Origin of the sequence: Pontiella desulfatans, assembly GCF_900890425.1 — a bacterium.
Lineage (GTDB): Bacteria > Verrucomicrobiota > Kiritimatiellia > Kiritimatiellales > Pontiellaceae > Pontiella > Pontiella desulfatans.
In genome coordinates this window covers 1,186,514-1,201,023 of record NZ_CAAHFG010000002.1, presented here as the reverse complement: position 1 = coordinate 1,201,023, position 14,510 = coordinate 1,186,514, and the positions used below count along the sequence as shown (strand labels likewise).

General features: G+C 59.1%; 13 protein-coding genes. 7 read left to right on the top strand and 6 right to left on the bottom strand.

The window, feature by feature from the left end; translation table 11 throughout:
• Positions 1–43 precede the first annotated feature (43 nt).
• Together E9954_RS20475 and E9954_RS20470 are read left to right on the top strand one after the other, a co-directional pair.
• Positions 44–343, top strand: coding sequence for a SelT/SelW/SelH family protein (locus E9954_RS20475; protein ID WP_136081129.1), 300 nt, complete (start codon positions 44–46; stop codon positions 341–343).
• 3 nt (positions 344–346) lie between these two features.
• Complete coding sequence (locus tag E9954_RS20470; protein WP_136081128.1) at positions 347–616, top strand: hypothetical protein; 270 nt, start codon at positions 347–349, stop codon at positions 614–616.
• A gap of 94 nt (positions 617–710) precedes the next feature.
• Here the strand turns inward: E9954_RS20470 and pheA are convergent, their stop codons facing one another.
• The 4 genes from pheA to trpS form a co-directional block, all read right to left on the bottom strand.
• Positions 711–1,775 carry a prephenate dehydratase gene (gene pheA / locus E9954_RS20465; protein WP_136081127.1) on the bottom strand — a complete coding sequence of 355 codons (1,065 nt, stop codon included), beginning with the start codon at positions 1,773–1,775 and terminating at the stop codon, positions 711–713.
• A gap of 88 nt (positions 1,776–1,863) precedes the next feature.
• Positions 1,864–2,625 carry an SMC-Scp complex subunit ScpB gene (scpB, locus tag E9954_RS20460; RefSeq protein ID WP_168442450.1) on the bottom strand — a complete coding sequence of 254 codons (762 nt, stop codon included), beginning with the start codon at positions 2,623–2,625 and terminating at the stop codon, positions 1,864–1,866.
• Positions 2,626–2,723: 98 nt separating this feature from the next.
• Positions 2,724–3,590 carry a segregation and condensation protein A gene (locus E9954_RS20455; RefSeq protein WP_222847256.1) on the bottom strand — a complete coding sequence of 289 codons (867 nt, stop codon included), beginning with the start codon at positions 3,588–3,590 and terminating at the stop codon, positions 2,724–2,726.
• A 94-nt stretch (positions 3,591–3,684) separates the two neighbouring features.
• The gene (gene trpS, locus E9954_RS20450; RefSeq protein WP_136081125.1) at positions 3,685–4,647 is read right to left on the bottom strand and encodes a tryptophan--tRNA ligase; all 963 of its coding nucleotides are present in this window, start codon (positions 4,645–4,647) and stop codon (positions 3,685–3,687) included.
• Positions 4,648–5,010: 363 nt separating this feature from the next.
• On the opposite strand from trpS, the gene E9954_RS20445 reads away from it, so the two are divergent.
• The 5 genes from E9954_RS20445 to E9954_RS20425 all read left to right on the top strand — a co-directional run bounded on the left by E9954_RS20445 (position 5,011) and on the right by E9954_RS20425 (position 12,841).
• Entirely contained in the window at positions 5,011–6,747 is a 1,737-nt protein-coding gene (locus E9954_RS20445; protein WP_136081124.1) for a histone deacetylase family protein, read from the top strand.
• A gap of 168 nt (positions 6,748–6,915) precedes the next feature.
• Positions 6,916–7,197, top strand: a complete 282-nt coding sequence (locus E9954_RS20440; RefSeq protein ID WP_136081123.1) for a metal-sensitive transcriptional regulator — start codon at positions 6,916–6,918, stop codon at positions 7,195–7,197.
• A 14-nt stretch (positions 7,198–7,211) separates the two neighbouring features.
• Entirely contained in the window at positions 7,212–7,490 is a 279-nt protein-coding gene (locus E9954_RS20435; protein ID WP_136081122.1) for a hypothetical protein, read from the top strand.
• Complete coding sequence (locus E9954_RS20430) at positions 7,487–9,052, top strand: efflux RND transporter periplasmic adaptor subunit (RefSeq protein WP_136081121.1); 1,566 nt, start codon at positions 7,487–7,489, stop codon at positions 9,050–9,052. Before E9954_RS20435 ends, E9954_RS20430 begins: the two co-directional genes overlap by 4 nt.
• Before the next feature lie 345 nt (positions 9,053–9,397).
• A complete protein-coding gene (locus tag E9954_RS20425) occupies positions 9,398–12,841 on the top strand; it encodes an efflux RND transporter permease subunit (RefSeq protein ID WP_136081120.1) in 3,444 nt (1,147 codons plus the stop codon).
• A 130-nt stretch (positions 12,842–12,971) separates the two neighbouring features.
• Here E9954_RS20425 and E9954_RS20420 read toward each other — a convergent pair whose 3' ends face one another.
• Positions 12,972–13,307, bottom strand: coding sequence for a DsrE family protein (locus E9954_RS20420; protein ID WP_136081119.1), 336 nt, complete (start codon positions 13,305–13,307; stop codon positions 12,972–12,974).
• Positions 13,308–13,406: 99 nt separating this feature from the next.
• Positions 13,407–14,501, bottom strand: a complete 1,095-nt coding sequence (gene mnmH / locus E9954_RS20415; protein WP_136081118.1) for a tRNA 2-selenouridine(34) synthase MnmH — start codon at positions 14,499–14,501, stop codon at positions 13,407–13,409.
• Positions 14,502–14,510 lie beyond the last annotated feature (9 nt).

Sequence of the window (14,510 nt, the reverse complement as noted above, 5' to 3'; positions counted from 1 at the left end):
CCTTCGTGGTTATAATTCGCCTATTCCAATTGGAGGCGAGTTTATGGAAAAACGGAGTGTAACGGTCGAATACTGCTCGAAGTGCAAGTTCATGATGCGCTCGGCCTGGATCGCGCAGGAGCTGCTACAGACGTTCGAGGGCGATATCGACGAAGCCGTGCTAAAGCCGAGCGAGGTGCCCGGCATCTGGCGGATCTACGCCAACGGCCAACAGGTCTGGGACCGCAAAACCGAGCGCGGACTGCCGGAACTGAAAGACCTGAAGCGCCGCGTGCGCGACATCATCGCCCCCAGGAAAAACCTCGGCCATGCCGAGACGGTTGAACCCAAGAGTGAAAGCTAACCCATGAATATACCAGCCCCCCTCATGCTGGCGATCCTCTGCATCGCGCTGGCCATACACTATGTCAGCCAAAAGACGCTGCTGAAAAAAGGATGGGAGTCCGACGACCCGAAAAAGTATGTCAACCGGTTCATGATCAACGGGGCCGGGCTGATAATTGTGGCCGTTGCCGCCCTCGTTGCCGCCAGGCCGCCTTTTGGCCTATTCGGAATCCTGATCTTCATCGAAGGCGCGGTGTGCGTTACCTTCGGCCGCAAACTCAGCAAAAAATAGGGTTGTTCTCGGAAGAGCGTTTTTTAGGGTCGCCGCCCCGGAGGGTGGTGCGTACGGCCATGCGAACGCATCCATCCAAGGGGAACGACCAGGCCTAGGTTTCCGCCTTGGGATAGGAGCCGAGGACGGTCATGAGGGTGCAGTGCTCCTGGAGCTCGTCGAGGGCGCGGGCCACTTCGGGGTCGTCGGCATGGCCGTCGATATCGACGAAGAAATAGTATTCCCAGGCCTTGTTGCGGCTGGGGCGCGACTCGATCTTAGTCATGTTGATGTTGTCGGCCTTGAAGACGGAGAGCGCATCGTAGAGCGCGCCGACCTTGTGCTTCACGCCGAAGACGATGGAGGTTTTGTCGGCGCCGGTGGGTGCGCTGTATTCCTGCCCGATAATCAGGAAGCGGGTGGTGTTGCCCTGCATGTCCTGAATGTTCTCGGCCAGCACGTCCACGTTGTACATATCCGAAGCCATGACGCTGGCGATAGCGGCGGCACCGGGCGTTTCGATCGCCAGCTGCACCGCCTTGGTGGTGCTTTCCACCGGGGAAAGCTTTACGTTGGGCATGTTGGCCGTCAGCCAGCTGCGGCACTGGCCGAACACCTCCTGCTTGCTGAAGATCAGGTTGATCTCATTGCTGGGCTGATTGGAAAGGAGCGTCAGGGAAATGGGGAGATAGATTTCCGCGCAAATCTTGAGCGGGGTTGTGGCGAACTGGTCGAACGTGTGCGTCACGGCGCCTTCGGTCGAATTTTCGACCGGCACGACGCCATAGTCGGCGGTTCGGTTCTGCACGCAATTGAACACTTCGCTGATGGTGCTCGTCGAGATATAGTCGACGCTCACGCCGAATTTATTGCGGGCGGCCTGGTGGGTGAAGGTGGCCTCGGGGCCGAGATAGGCGATCTTCATTTCGGTTTCAAGCGCCAGCGCGGCCGACATGATTTCGCGGTAGATCGCATGCGCCGCTTCGTCCGGCAAGGGCCCCTGGTTCAAGGCTTTGATTTTTTCGAATACGGCGCGTTCCCTCGAAGGCACATAGACCTCCGCGCCGGCCTTTTTCTTTTCCTCGCCAATCTCCAACACAACATTGATGCGCTTGTTGAGCAGCTTAACAATTTCCGAATCGAGCGAGTCGATTTCGTTTCTCAAATGATCAAGATTCATATTCTGTGTCCTCGTAGATATTTCGACCGCAAAGACGCTAAGAAACAAAGACTCCCGATCCTTTGCTCCTTCGCGTCTTTGCGGTCATTTAATCCTGCTTCTCCGACTCTTCAGTCGTTACGGCGGTTTCCTCCGCTTCGATTTCTTCGTCGAGCGCGGCCATTGATTCGTCGGAGCTTTCCTCCTCGTCCGGAACATGCTTCGCCAAATCCTCTTCGATTTCCTGGAAGCTCTCCGTGGTTTCCTTTTTCTTTTCCTCCACCGGCATGGCCCGTTTCAGCTCCTGGCTGCCGGGCAGGTCGTCGATGTTGTTGATGCCAAAATGTTCCAGGAATTTTTGCGTGGTTCCAAACAACCACGGACGTCCCGGAAGCTCGCTGCGGCGCACAACGCGCACCAGCTGCATATCGATCAACTTGCGCAGCACGGCATCCACCGACACCCCGCGCACCTCTTCGATTTCCGAACGAAGGCAGGGTTGGCGATAGGCAACAATGGCCAAGGTTTCCAGGGCCGGTTTGGAGAGGCGCATGGTTTGGTTCTTTTCCAGCAATGCACGGACGAACGGCCCGCACGCGGCATCGTTCTGCAGTCGGTACGCGCCGCCAACCAAGGCCACGCCCAGCCCAACCTTGGATTTTTCCAGATCCTCCACGAGTTGGTCGATCGCGCCCTCGATCTGCGCGTCGGTCGCCTTGGCATACTGCTCGTACGGACCGCCAAACCCATTCCCGGTTTCAATCATGGCCTTGCGCATGCGCTTGATGGTGAGCGGCTCCTTGGCCGCGAACAACAGGGCGCCGACAATCTGCTTCAACTCCGGAAGTATATCTACCGTGCTTTCACTCATATCCATCTCCAGGACAATCTTGCCAAAGGGACGCAGCGGCACGGGGCAAAGAAAACCAGTTTCCCCTGCGCCGCGGTGTCTCCGTGGTCGAAAAACATTTAGAAATCCTCGTCTTCGTCATCCAATTCGTCCTCTTCATCGAAGTCATCGTCGATGTCAATCCGCTCGTCGCCCAGCGAAAACTCCGGATGCGGCTCTTCCGGTTCCTCCGGCGGAAGCGTCGGCTCGGGATCGGGTTCGCGCGGCTCCACGACAATATCGCCGAAGTGGGCATCCTGCACGCAGGCAATCTTGTTGAGCTTGATGAGCTCCAGCACGGCCAGGAACGTGCAGACGATTTCCTGCCTCGACACCATGCCGCCGAAAAGGTCGCTGACGCACATGCGGCTGACCACCTTGAGGTTTTCGACGATATAGGTCACCTTTTGGCCAACCGTGTATTCCTCGGCAAAGATTTCCTGCAGGTCTTCTTCCTGGACGCGGCCCAGGGCCTCGTTCAGCGAGGCGATCAGGTCGAAGATGCTGGCATCGCGCATGTCGATCTCCGGGGCGGCCCCCAGTTCCACATGGTCGCTCTCCCGTCCAAAGACGTTTTCCTGGTACAGTTCAAGGTCTTCAAGATAATCGGCGGCATCCTTGAATTTTTTGTATTCCACCAGCTGGCGGACCAGATCCCAGCGCGGATCCTCCTCGTCCTCTTCCTCCTGCTCCTTGCGCTCGTCGACCGGCAGCAGCATGCGGCTCTTGATGAGCATCAGCGTCGCCGACATCACGATGAAATCGCCGGCAATATTGAGGTCGAGCACCTTCATCAACTGCAGGTATTCCATATATTGATCGGTGATGCGGCCAATCGGAATATCGTAGATATCCACCTCATCCTTCTTGATCAGGTAAAGCAGCAGATCGAGCGGCCCCTCGAACACTTCGAGCGAGACCTTGTAGTCGTCTTTGATTAATTCCATTTGTGAACTCATTATATTTACAGGACGATGGATAACAGGACGATTCCACATTGCATCCGAATAGTCCTGTTATCAATCGTCCTGTGAAAATTCCCTATTGCAGGCCGACGGCGTGTCGGGCTTTGCTCAGCGTTTCGCGGGCGAGGACGGAGGCCTTTTCGGCACCGGTCTTCAGCACGTCTTCCACATAATCCATATTGGCGGCCAGCTCGCGGCGCTTTTCGCGCATCGGGGCAAAATGCGAGTTGATCTTTTCGAGCAGTTCCAGCTTGGCGTGGCCATAGCCCATGCCGCCGGCGCGGTAGCGTTCCGCCAAGGCCGCCTGCTCCTCCTCCGTTGAAAGCAGCTTGCAGAGCGCAAAGACGTTGCAGGTTTCCGGCTCCTTCGGATCCTCCAGCTGCTTGCTGTCGGTCAGGATCGACATCACCCGTTTCTTCAACGGCTTGCCTTCCATGAAGATTTCGATGGTGTTGTCGTACGATTTCGACATCTTCTGCCCATCGACGCCCGGCACGACCGCGACGTGTTCGCGGATCGAAGGCTCGGGAATGGTGAAGACCTCGCCAAAGGTGTTGTTGAACTTGACCGCCAGGTCGCGGGTCACTTCCACATGCTGCTTCTGGTCCTTGCCGACCGGCACCACGTTCGACTGCACCGCCAGGATGTCGGCGGCCATCAGCACCGGATAGGCAAACAGGCCGTGCATCGGCGAGATGCCCTTAGCAATCTTATCCTTGTAGGAATGGCAGCGCTCCAGCAGCCCCATCGGGCAGACGGTCGAGAGCAGCCAGGCCAGCTCGTGCACTTCCGGCACATCGCTCTGGCGATACAACGCCGTCCGCTCGGGATCGATCCCGGCGGCGAGGAAGTCCAAGGCCACATCGGTGGTCATTTCGCGCAGGGCGTTGCCATCCTGCACCGTCGTCATCGCGTGGTAGTTGGCAATGAAAATGTAGGCGTCGCCCTGCTCCTGCAGTTCGATGCACGGCTTCATGGCCCCGAAATAGTTGCCGATGTGCAATTTGCCCGAAGGCTGTATGCCCGATAGTATTCTCATAAAAGTTCCGCTTTTACCGTTGTCAGTTACTGGTTGTTGGTTATCCGTTGGAGAGTCCCCCTAATAACGGATAACCCCAAACCGATAACCGACGGTTTTCCCGTCAAAATCAAGAACCCGTGTTTCTACCGGTTCCGCGCCCCCGATACAAATCCATAAATGAAAAGGAAAAGGCCCGTCGTTCCGGATTGAGCAACGCCACCGGGGCCTCCACCCCGGAGTCATCATGAACGGGACTGGCGGGCGAAGCGCTGGAATTCCGCACTATCCCCTTGAGATCGGATCAGCGCTGGATTATGAATGCCCGCCAACCAGGAGGTCGTGCAGTAATGGGCGGTTCCGCTCGGCCAGCACGAACAGAGCATGTTTCGCATCCGAAAAATCTACGACGACACGTCCGTCGCCAACCGCCACGCCATTACGCAGGTGCAGGCGATCATCCAGCAACAGTTCCCCACCGCGCGGCGCGAGGATATGGAAAAGCTCCCGCTGCAGCTGCACGACCCCGTTAAATACAAATACCGCTCCGTCCTGTTCGTCGCCGACGACACCGCCGGCAACGTCAAAGGCTTTGCCCTCATGCTGCACATGGCCGACATCAACGTCACCTATCTCGAACTCATCTCCGCCGCCCCCCGGAAAAACGGCGGCGGCATCGGCAGCCTGCTCTACGAACGGATCAGGGAGGAGTCGGCCAAGCTGAAGGTCAACGGCCTGTTCTTCGAATGCAGCATCGATGAAGACCGGGTCGCAGACCCCGCCACCCTCAAGAACAATCAGCTGCGGATGAAGTTTTACGAGCGCTATGGCGTCTATCCCGTCTGCAACAACGCCTACGACACGCCCGTGAAGCCGGGCGACAAGGATTTGTACTACCTCATGTACGACGCGCTCGACACCGGCGCACCGCTGCGCCTCCCGCTGGCCCAAGCCGTTGTCCGCGCCATCCTCGAACGCAAGTACCACGGCATTGTCCCCAAGGAGCAGGTGGAAGAGGTGGTGGAATCCTTCCGCGACGATCCCGCCATCCTCCGCGCCCCGCGCTACAAGGCCAAGCCCGCCGCCGTGCACAAACACGAAAAGACCGCCATCGCACTGGTGGTCAACGAAGGGCATGCCATCCACCACGTCTCCGACAAGGGCTACCTCGAATCGCCGATTCGCCTGCCGCAGATCCTCAAGGAGATCAGCCGGACCGGCCTCTTTGAACGCGTCGAACCCCGCAAAACGCCCGCCGCGCTGCTGCGCCGCATCCACGACCCGGAATATCTCTCCTTCCTTCACGATGTCTGCAAACAGCTCCCGGTCGACAAATCCATCTATCCCTCCGTCTTTCCCGGCCGCAACCGCTACCGGAAATCAACCGATGTCGAGGTTCAGATCGGCTGCTTCTGCACCGACACGACCACCCCGCTCAACCGCAACGCCTACCTCGCCGCCTCCGGCGCCGTCGACTGCGCGGTGACCGCCGCCGAAATGCTGCTCGAAGACTACGACCTCAGCTACGCCCTCGTCCGCCCCCCGGGCCATCACGCCGAATGGAGCAAATTCGGCGGCTTCTGCTATTTCAACTCCACGGCCGCCGCCGCGGAATATCTCTCCGACTACGGACGCATTGCCGTACTCGACATTGACTTCCACCACGGCAACGGCACCCAGGACATCTTCTACGAACGGCCCGACATACTGACCGTCTCCATCCACGGCGATCCCTCCTACGCCTACCCGTTCTTTACCGGCAACGCCGCCGAAACCGGCAAAGGCGAAGGCAAAGGGTTCAACATGAACCTGCCGCTGCCGGAAGACTGCTCCGTCGAGCTCTACCAGAAAACCCTGGCCAAAGCCCTCAAGCGCATCGCCACCTTCAAGCCCGACTATCTCGTCATCGCCCTCGGGCTCGATACCGCCAAGCGCGATCCCACGGGAAGCTGGAACCTCGTCGCCAAGGATTTCCACAGGAACGGCACCCTGATCGGCGCCATGGAGCTGCCGATCCTCATCGTCCAGGAAGGCGGCTACCGCACCCAGACGCTCGGCACGAACGCCCGCTGCTTTTTTGAAGGCCTCCACCAGGCCCGTAAAAAAGACGCCGCCTCCTAATCCGCCGGTTCACCCCCACCGCCTGAACCGCCGCTCCGCCCGGCGTTTTTTTTGCAGAACCGCCACCGGAATACATTTCCCTATTCTGCGATGTTATTACTCATGTTTTTGTTTGAACATTATACCCTCCGGGGGTATCTATCGCTTTGGACAACCGGAGACTGAAGGATGAAAGGCCACACCACCACCCACTCGGAAAACATGGCGAGACTCTCCCGCATCGAAGGGCAGATCAAAGGCGTTAAGCGCATGATCGACGACGGGGAATACTGCATCGATATCATCACCCAGATCCAGGCTGCGCGCTCGGCGCTGCAATCCGTCAGCAAGATCATTCTCGAAAAGCACCTCAAACATTGCGTCGCCGATGCACTCGCGGAACAGCACGCAGACATCATCGACGAAAAGCTCGAAGAAATCATGACCGTCATCAAACGGATGGAAAAATAGAAAGGAAACCTGCCATGAACAGAAAAACCGCATTCACCGCCATCGCCGCCCTACCATTCGCATTGGCCGCCCGGGCGGGCGAAGAAAAGAAACCGGAACCGAAAAAACAGACCACCTGCCCGGTCATGAAGGGGCAGCCCATCGATAGGAACCGGTACATCGACGTGAAGGGCAAACGGGTCTATGTCTGCTGTTCCGGTTGCATCAACCAGGTTAAAGCCAATCCGGACAAATACATCAAGCGCCTCGAAGACCAAGGCGTGGAATTCGAAAAAGCCCCGGCAAAGGAATGAAGACCGCAAGAACCATCCTGGTCATCGCCCTCGCCCTCGGCGCCGGCTTTGTTATCCGCGGCTATGTCACCCCCTCTTCCTCGCACCCCCTCCCCCCCTCGGAACAATCCGCCCCGGAAACATGGACGTGCTCCATGCACCCCCAGATCCAACTTCCAAAGCAAGGGAAGTGCCCCATCTGCTTCATGGATCTCATCCCCCTCGAATCGGGAATGGATTCAGGCGGTGAGCGGGAAATCCGCGTTGGCGACTATGCCGCGAGCCTGATGGAGCTCGAAACCACCGTGGTTGAACGCCGCTTTGCCGAAGCCGAAATCCGCATGGTCGGCAAGGTGGACTACGACGAAACCCGCGTTTCCACCATCTCCGCCTGGGTTCCCGGACGCATTGACCGGTTGTTTGTGGATTACACCGGCATGCCGGTGAGGGCAGGCGACCATTTGGCCGAGTTCTACAGCCCGGAACTGGTGAATGCCCAGAAGGAATTGCTCCACGCCATCCGTAGAAGCCCGGAAATGGTGGATGCCGTCCGCGAAAAGTTCAGGTTCTGGGGATTCGATACCACACAGATTGAGGAACTCGAAAAACGCGGAACGGCCACCGACCACATGACCATCAACGCCACCGCCGGCGGAATCGTCATCCATCGGAATATTTCCGAAGGGATGTATGTCGAAACTGGAACCAAGCTCTTCACCATCGCCGACCTGTCCCGCGTCTGGATCCTGCTCGACGCCTACGAATCCGACCTCAACGGATTGCGCTACGGCAGCCCGGTTGAATTCTCCACCGAAGCCTATCCCGGCGAAACCTTCGAGGGCACCATCTCCTTCATCGCCCCCATGGTCAACCCGATGAGCCGCACCGCCAAGGTGCGCGTCGTGGTCGAAAACAACGACGGGCGCCTCAAGCCCGGCATGTTCGTGCGCGCCATCGCCCGCCCACGCGTCGCCGACGGCGGGAGGGTGATGGATCCCGACCTCGCCGGCAAATGGATCAGCCCCATGCACCCCGAAGTGGTGAAGGACGGGCCCGGTAGTTGCGACGTCTGCGGCATGCCCCTCGTCAGCGCCGAGTCGCTCGGCTACGTTGCCGCCGCCGAGGCCAACGCCCCCTTGCTTATCCCCGCCACCGCCGCGCTGAAGACCGGCAAGCGCGCCGTCGTCTATGTCGAGATCCCCGACCAGGAAAAACCGACCTACGAAGGGCGGGAGGTCGGGTTGGGCGCAAGGCTCGGCGATTTCTACGTGGTTGAAAGCGGGCTCGAAGAAGGCGAGCGCGTCGTCAGCCGCGGCGCCTTCAAACTCGACGCCGAACTGCAGATCCAAGCCAAACCCAGCATGATGTCGTTCAGGAGCCAGGAGCCAAGAGCGCAAACCCACTGCCCGGTCATGGGCAACCCGGTCAACAAGGAGGTCTACGTCGACCACGAAGGCCTGCGGATCTACTTCTGCTGCCCCGGCTGCGACTCCACCTTCAAGGAAGATCCCGGGAAATACCTGAAGCAGATGCAGGCCGCAGGCGTTGTTCTGGAGCAAGTGGAGCACCAGCATGCACATTAATTCCCCAACGACAGATTTCTTAGCCACAAAAGAACGCATAGAAAACAAAGATTCTATGCTGCTGTTTCTTTTGTGTCCTCTGCGCTCTTTTGTGGCCAATCCTCAAACCACACCGCTTCCGTACTACGATCCGTCAATTTCTTGTTTTCCTGACAAGTTTTCACCACTCGCTGCGCTAGAGGACACAGAGGCTCAGAGGATTAGGATGCTCTGTGTCTCTGAGTTCTCAGTGGTGAAAAAATTCGTGTCTTCGGTGTTAATCTGTGGTTCTAAACAATTTGGTTGCGGCTATGCCGCGCTAGGTATTCTGTGTATTCCGTGGTTCCCCTTCCGAAAGGAGCGGCCATGAGCAGCAACCACACTCCCGAACAACGCTCCCCAATCGGCAGGTTGATCCGCTTTTGCCTGGAAAACCGGCTGGTCGTCGTGTTGTTCACGGTGGCGGTTGTGTTTGCCGGCATCCTCGTTGCCCCGTTCGATTGGAAGCTCGGCGAGCTGCAGCGCTACCCGGTATCGGTCGATGCCATCCCCGACATTGGTGAAAACCAGCAGATCGTTTTCACCGAATGGATGGGGCGCTCGCCGCAGGATGTCGAAGACCAGATTGGCTATCCGCTCACCGTGCAGCTGCTCGGCATCCCTGGCGTTAAAACCGTCCGCAGCTATTCCATGTTCGGCTTCTCCAGCATCTACATCATCTTCAAGGAGGAGGTGGAGTTTTACTGGTCGCGTACCCGCGTGCTCGAAAAGCTCAACAGCCTGCCCGCCGGCACCCTGCCCGAAGGCGTGCAACCCGCGCTCGGCCCCGATGCCACCGCGCTCGGACAGGTCTTCTGGTACACCCTCGAAGGGCGCGACCCCGCAGGAAACCCGACTGGCGGATGGGATCCCGAAGAGCTGCGCACCATCCAGGACTGGTACGCCCGCTACTGGCTGCTCTCCGCCGAGGGCGTCGCGGAAGTCGCCTCCATCGGCGGGCACGTCCGCGAATACCAGGTCGATGTCGATCCCGATGCCATGCGCGCCTTTGGCGTGGGCATCGACGAAATCCACCGCGCCGTCCAGGGCGCCAACATCGACGTCGGCGCAAAAAGCATCGAGGTCAACTCGGTCGAATATTTCATCCGCGGCATCGGCTTTATCCAGTCGTTGGACGACATCGGGAACAGCGTGGTCAAGGTCAACGCCGACAACGTCCCGGTGCTGGTCAAACACGTGGCCAACGTTGCCCTCGGCCCCGCGCAGCGGCGCGGGGCGCTCGACAAGGGCGGTGCGCCAGCCGTTGGCGGCGTAGTCGTCGCGCGTTATGGCGACAACCCGCTGAAGGTCATCCAGAACGTAAAGGATAAAATTGCCGCCACCGCCCGGAGCCTTCCCCAAAAGACGCTGGCCGACGGCACCGTGAGCCAGGTCACCGTCGTCCCGTTCTACGACCGCACCGGCCTGATCTACGAAACGCTCAACACGCTCAACGAAGCCATCGTGCAACAGATCTTGGTCACCATCATCGTGGTGCTCATCATGGTCATGCATCTGCGAAGCGGGTTGGTCATCAGCACCATGCTGCCGCTCACGGTATTGCTCTGCTTCATCGGCATGAAGCTGTTCAACGTGCAAGCCAACATTGTCGCCCTCTCCGGCATCGCCATCGCCATCGGCACCATCGTCGATATGGGCATCGTCATCTGCGAAAACATCATCAAGCATCTCGACAAAGCCGATTCCGATGAATCCCGCCTGGAAGTGGTTCACCGCGCCGCCTCCGAGGTGGGCGGAGCGGTGCTGACCGCCGTGCTCACCACGGTGATCAGCTTCCTGCCCGTCTTCACCATGATCGGAGCCGAGGGCAAGCTGTTCAAACCGCTCGCCTTCACCAAGACGACTGCCCTCGTCGCCTCCATCATCATCGCCCTCACCATCCTGCCCGTACTCGCACACACCTTTTTTGGCAGAACAAAACCAACGGCGACGAAACGCAGGACGCGATTCATTCCCATCATCTTGACCATCCTGTTCGTCGGCGTTTGGCTCACGCTCGAATGGGAACCGCTCGGCATGGGCAACCCCCTTCGGAACCTACTGTTTGTGGCATTGATCATCGGCGGCCTGTTGCTCGTGTTCAACATCTTCCAATATTTCTACACCCGCATCCTCGGCTGGTGCCTCGACCATAAACTGCTGTTCCTGCTGGCGCCCCTCGGCCTGCTGCTGGCCGGCATCGGCTCGTGGCGGACGCTCGGCAAGGAATTCATGCCCAGCCTCGACGAGGGCTCGTTCCTTTGGATGCCCACCACCATGACCCACGCCTCCATCGGCGAGGTGCTCGACATCATGGAAAAGCAGGACATCGCCTTCCAATCGATCCCCGAAATCGAGTCCGCCGTCGGCAAGCTCGGCCGCGCCGAAACGCCGCTCGACCCCGCGCCGATCTCGATGATCGAAACCGTCATCAACTATAAATCCGAATACGGAATCGACGCCGATGGCAACAGAGTCCGCCAGTGGCGCGACCACATCCGCTCGCCCGACGACATCTGGAACGAGATCGTCAAAGCCGGAAAAATCCCCGGCACCACCTCCGCGCCGAAGCTGCAGCCGATCGCCGCGCGCATCGTGATGCTGCAAAGCGGCATGCGCGCACCCATGGGCGTCAAGGTGCAGGGCCCCGACCTCGAAACCATCGAGCGCGTCGGCCTTGAAATCGAAAAACTGCTCAAGGAGGTGCCCTCGGTCGAACCCGCCGCCGTCATCGCCGACCGCATCGTCGGCAAGCCCTACCTCGAAATCGTACCCGACCGCGAGGCGCTCGCCCGCTACGGCATCCCCATCCGCAAATTCCAGGACGTAGTTGAAATCGCCATTGGGGGAAGGAAGGTCACCAGCACCGTCGAAGGGCGCGAACGCTTCCCCGTCCGCGTGCGCTATCAACGTGAACTGCGCGACCACATCGAGGCGCTCGACCGCATCCTCGTGCCCGGCAGCGCCGGGCAGCAAATCCCGATCACCGAGCTGGCCGAAATCCAATATGTGCGCGGCCCGCAAAACATCAAGAGCGAGGACACCTTCCTCGTCGGCTATGTCGTGTTCGACAAGCAACCCGGCTTTGCCGAAGTCGATGTGGTCGAAGCCGCCCAGGCCCACCTGGCGGAGCATCTCGACGTTCCGGCGGGGGTGAGCTACCGCTTTGCCGGCTCCTACGAAAACCAGCAGCGCGCCGCCCGGACACTCTCGATGGTGCTGCCGATCGCGCTCTTCGCCATCTTCATGATCATCTACTTCCAGTTCAAGTCCGTCTCCACCACAGTGCTCATTTTCACCGGGGTGTTCATTGCGTGGTCGGGCGGATTCATCCTGCTCTGGCTCTATGGCCAGCCGTGGTTCCTCGACTTCAACCTCTTCGGCACCGAAATGCGCGACCTGTTCCAGGTGCATGCCATCAACCTAAGCGTTGCGGTATGGGTCGGCTTCCTCGCCCTCTTCGGCATCGCCACCGACGACGGCGTCGTGATGGGCACCTACCTCACCCAAACCTTCCGCGACAACACCCCCAAAAACCCGGCCGAAGTCCGCGAGCTGGTCATCCAGGCCGGCAACCGCCGCGTACGCGCCTGCCTCATGACCACCGCAACGACGATCCTCGCCCTGCTGCCCGTGCTCACCTCCACCGGGCGCGGCTCCGACATCATGGTGCCGATGGCCATCCCCTCCTTCGGCGGCATGCTCATCGAGACCATCACCATGCTCGTCGTGCCCGTCCTCTACTGCTGGCGGCAGGAAAAAAGCTTGTAGTCCCGCCTTCAGGCGGCTTAGTGGGGCAGACATTCTTGTCTGCCCTGCGCAGGCAAGAAAGCCTGCGTCACATATTCTCTACCGGACGGGCCGCCTGAAGGCGGGACTACATACCTTTTTCGAACGTTCCTCAAACGGTGACGACGTGCCCGGAGGCCATGAGCTCGTGGATGATGCCGGCCATGTCGCCCATGTTGACCGGTTCCATCTTGTCGGCGAGGCCATAGAAGTTGACGCAGGTGCCGCAGGCGGTCAGGCCGACGCCCTTTTTGGAGAGCATCTCGATGGCGTCGAGCACGGCGGAGCCTTCCGCAAGGAGTTTGACGGCGGAGTTGTAGAAGATGATTTCCTTCGGGAGCGCTTCCGCCGTGCAAAGCTTGCGCAGGAACGAACCCATGAGCGTTGCACCCAGTTCATCGTCACCTACTCCAAGAAATTCACTCGTAATTAAAAACGTCTTCTTCATGATTCCTCCTCTGACGGACTTTCTACAGAAGACCGCAAAGTACGCAAAGCGGCTTTTACTGGGATCCAACCTTCGCGTTCTTTGCGCTCTTCTGTTCAATTATTTTTCTAAACTGGTTATGTAACCAAAAACATCATCCGCACCACCGCGGAAGACAATCTTCTGTTTCTTTTTCTCCAGTTGATAGTCGTACATCGGGTCGTAGTATTCGACGAGCAGCAGCTCGACCCATTGCTTGTGTTCGTCGGGGTCGCCGGAGGCCAGCTGGTGTTCGTAGGCGGCTTGGAGCAACCCGTTGACGCGCTTGAGGCGTTCGCCGCCGAGGCGCTTGCGGATGCGCTGAATGCTGCCTTGGATATCTTCCAGCCATCGGGCAAGCCCATCGCCGCCGAACTCCGCACCAAACTTTTCCTGCGCGGAAACAACATATTCATCGAAGGTAATCCGCACGCGCTCCGCCAACGGGGTTTCGAGCTGAACCACATCCGCGGCGGAAAAATATTCCACCAGCGGCCGCGGAATATAGCGGCTCCCGACGTGGCGCCCTTCGTCCTCCACCACCATGAGTCGATGCCCTGCTTCTTCGTGCTGGATCAGCGCCCAGGCCAACCGGTCTTCAAAATCAATCTGCGTCGGCTGCGGATGGATAAACCGGCCAAACGAGGAGCCCCGGTGGTTGGCCAGCGCTTCGAGATCGACCACGTTGTCCAGCCGCTGGAGCAGCAACGTTTTCCCGGAACCGGTGCGCCCACCCAGCACCACGGGAACACTGCTCAACCAGCCCGGCTCCAGGTGGCCGATCAAATAGTTGCGGAACGCCTTGTAGCCGCCTTCGAGCCGGGGGATTTCGCGACCGACCGCCGCTGAAGCCCACTCCTGGCTCAGCTGGGAGCGCAGTCCACCGCGAAAACAATAGATCAAGGTTTCAGGATGTTCTTCAACAAACTGTTTCCAGGCCGCGATCCGCCCTTCTTTTACTGCACCGCTGACGAGTTCGTGGCCGAGGGCAATTGCAGCGGCCTGTCCCTTTTGCTTGTAGCAGATGCCAACGAGACGCCGCTCCTCGTCGTTCATCAGCGGCAGGTTGACCGCATTGGGAAACGCCCCCTCCGCAAACTCGACCGGGGCGCGCACGTCGATCAGGGGAATGTCCCCGACGACGATGCGGTGGAAATCGTTCGTAGTTTTAGCCATTTGCAAGCC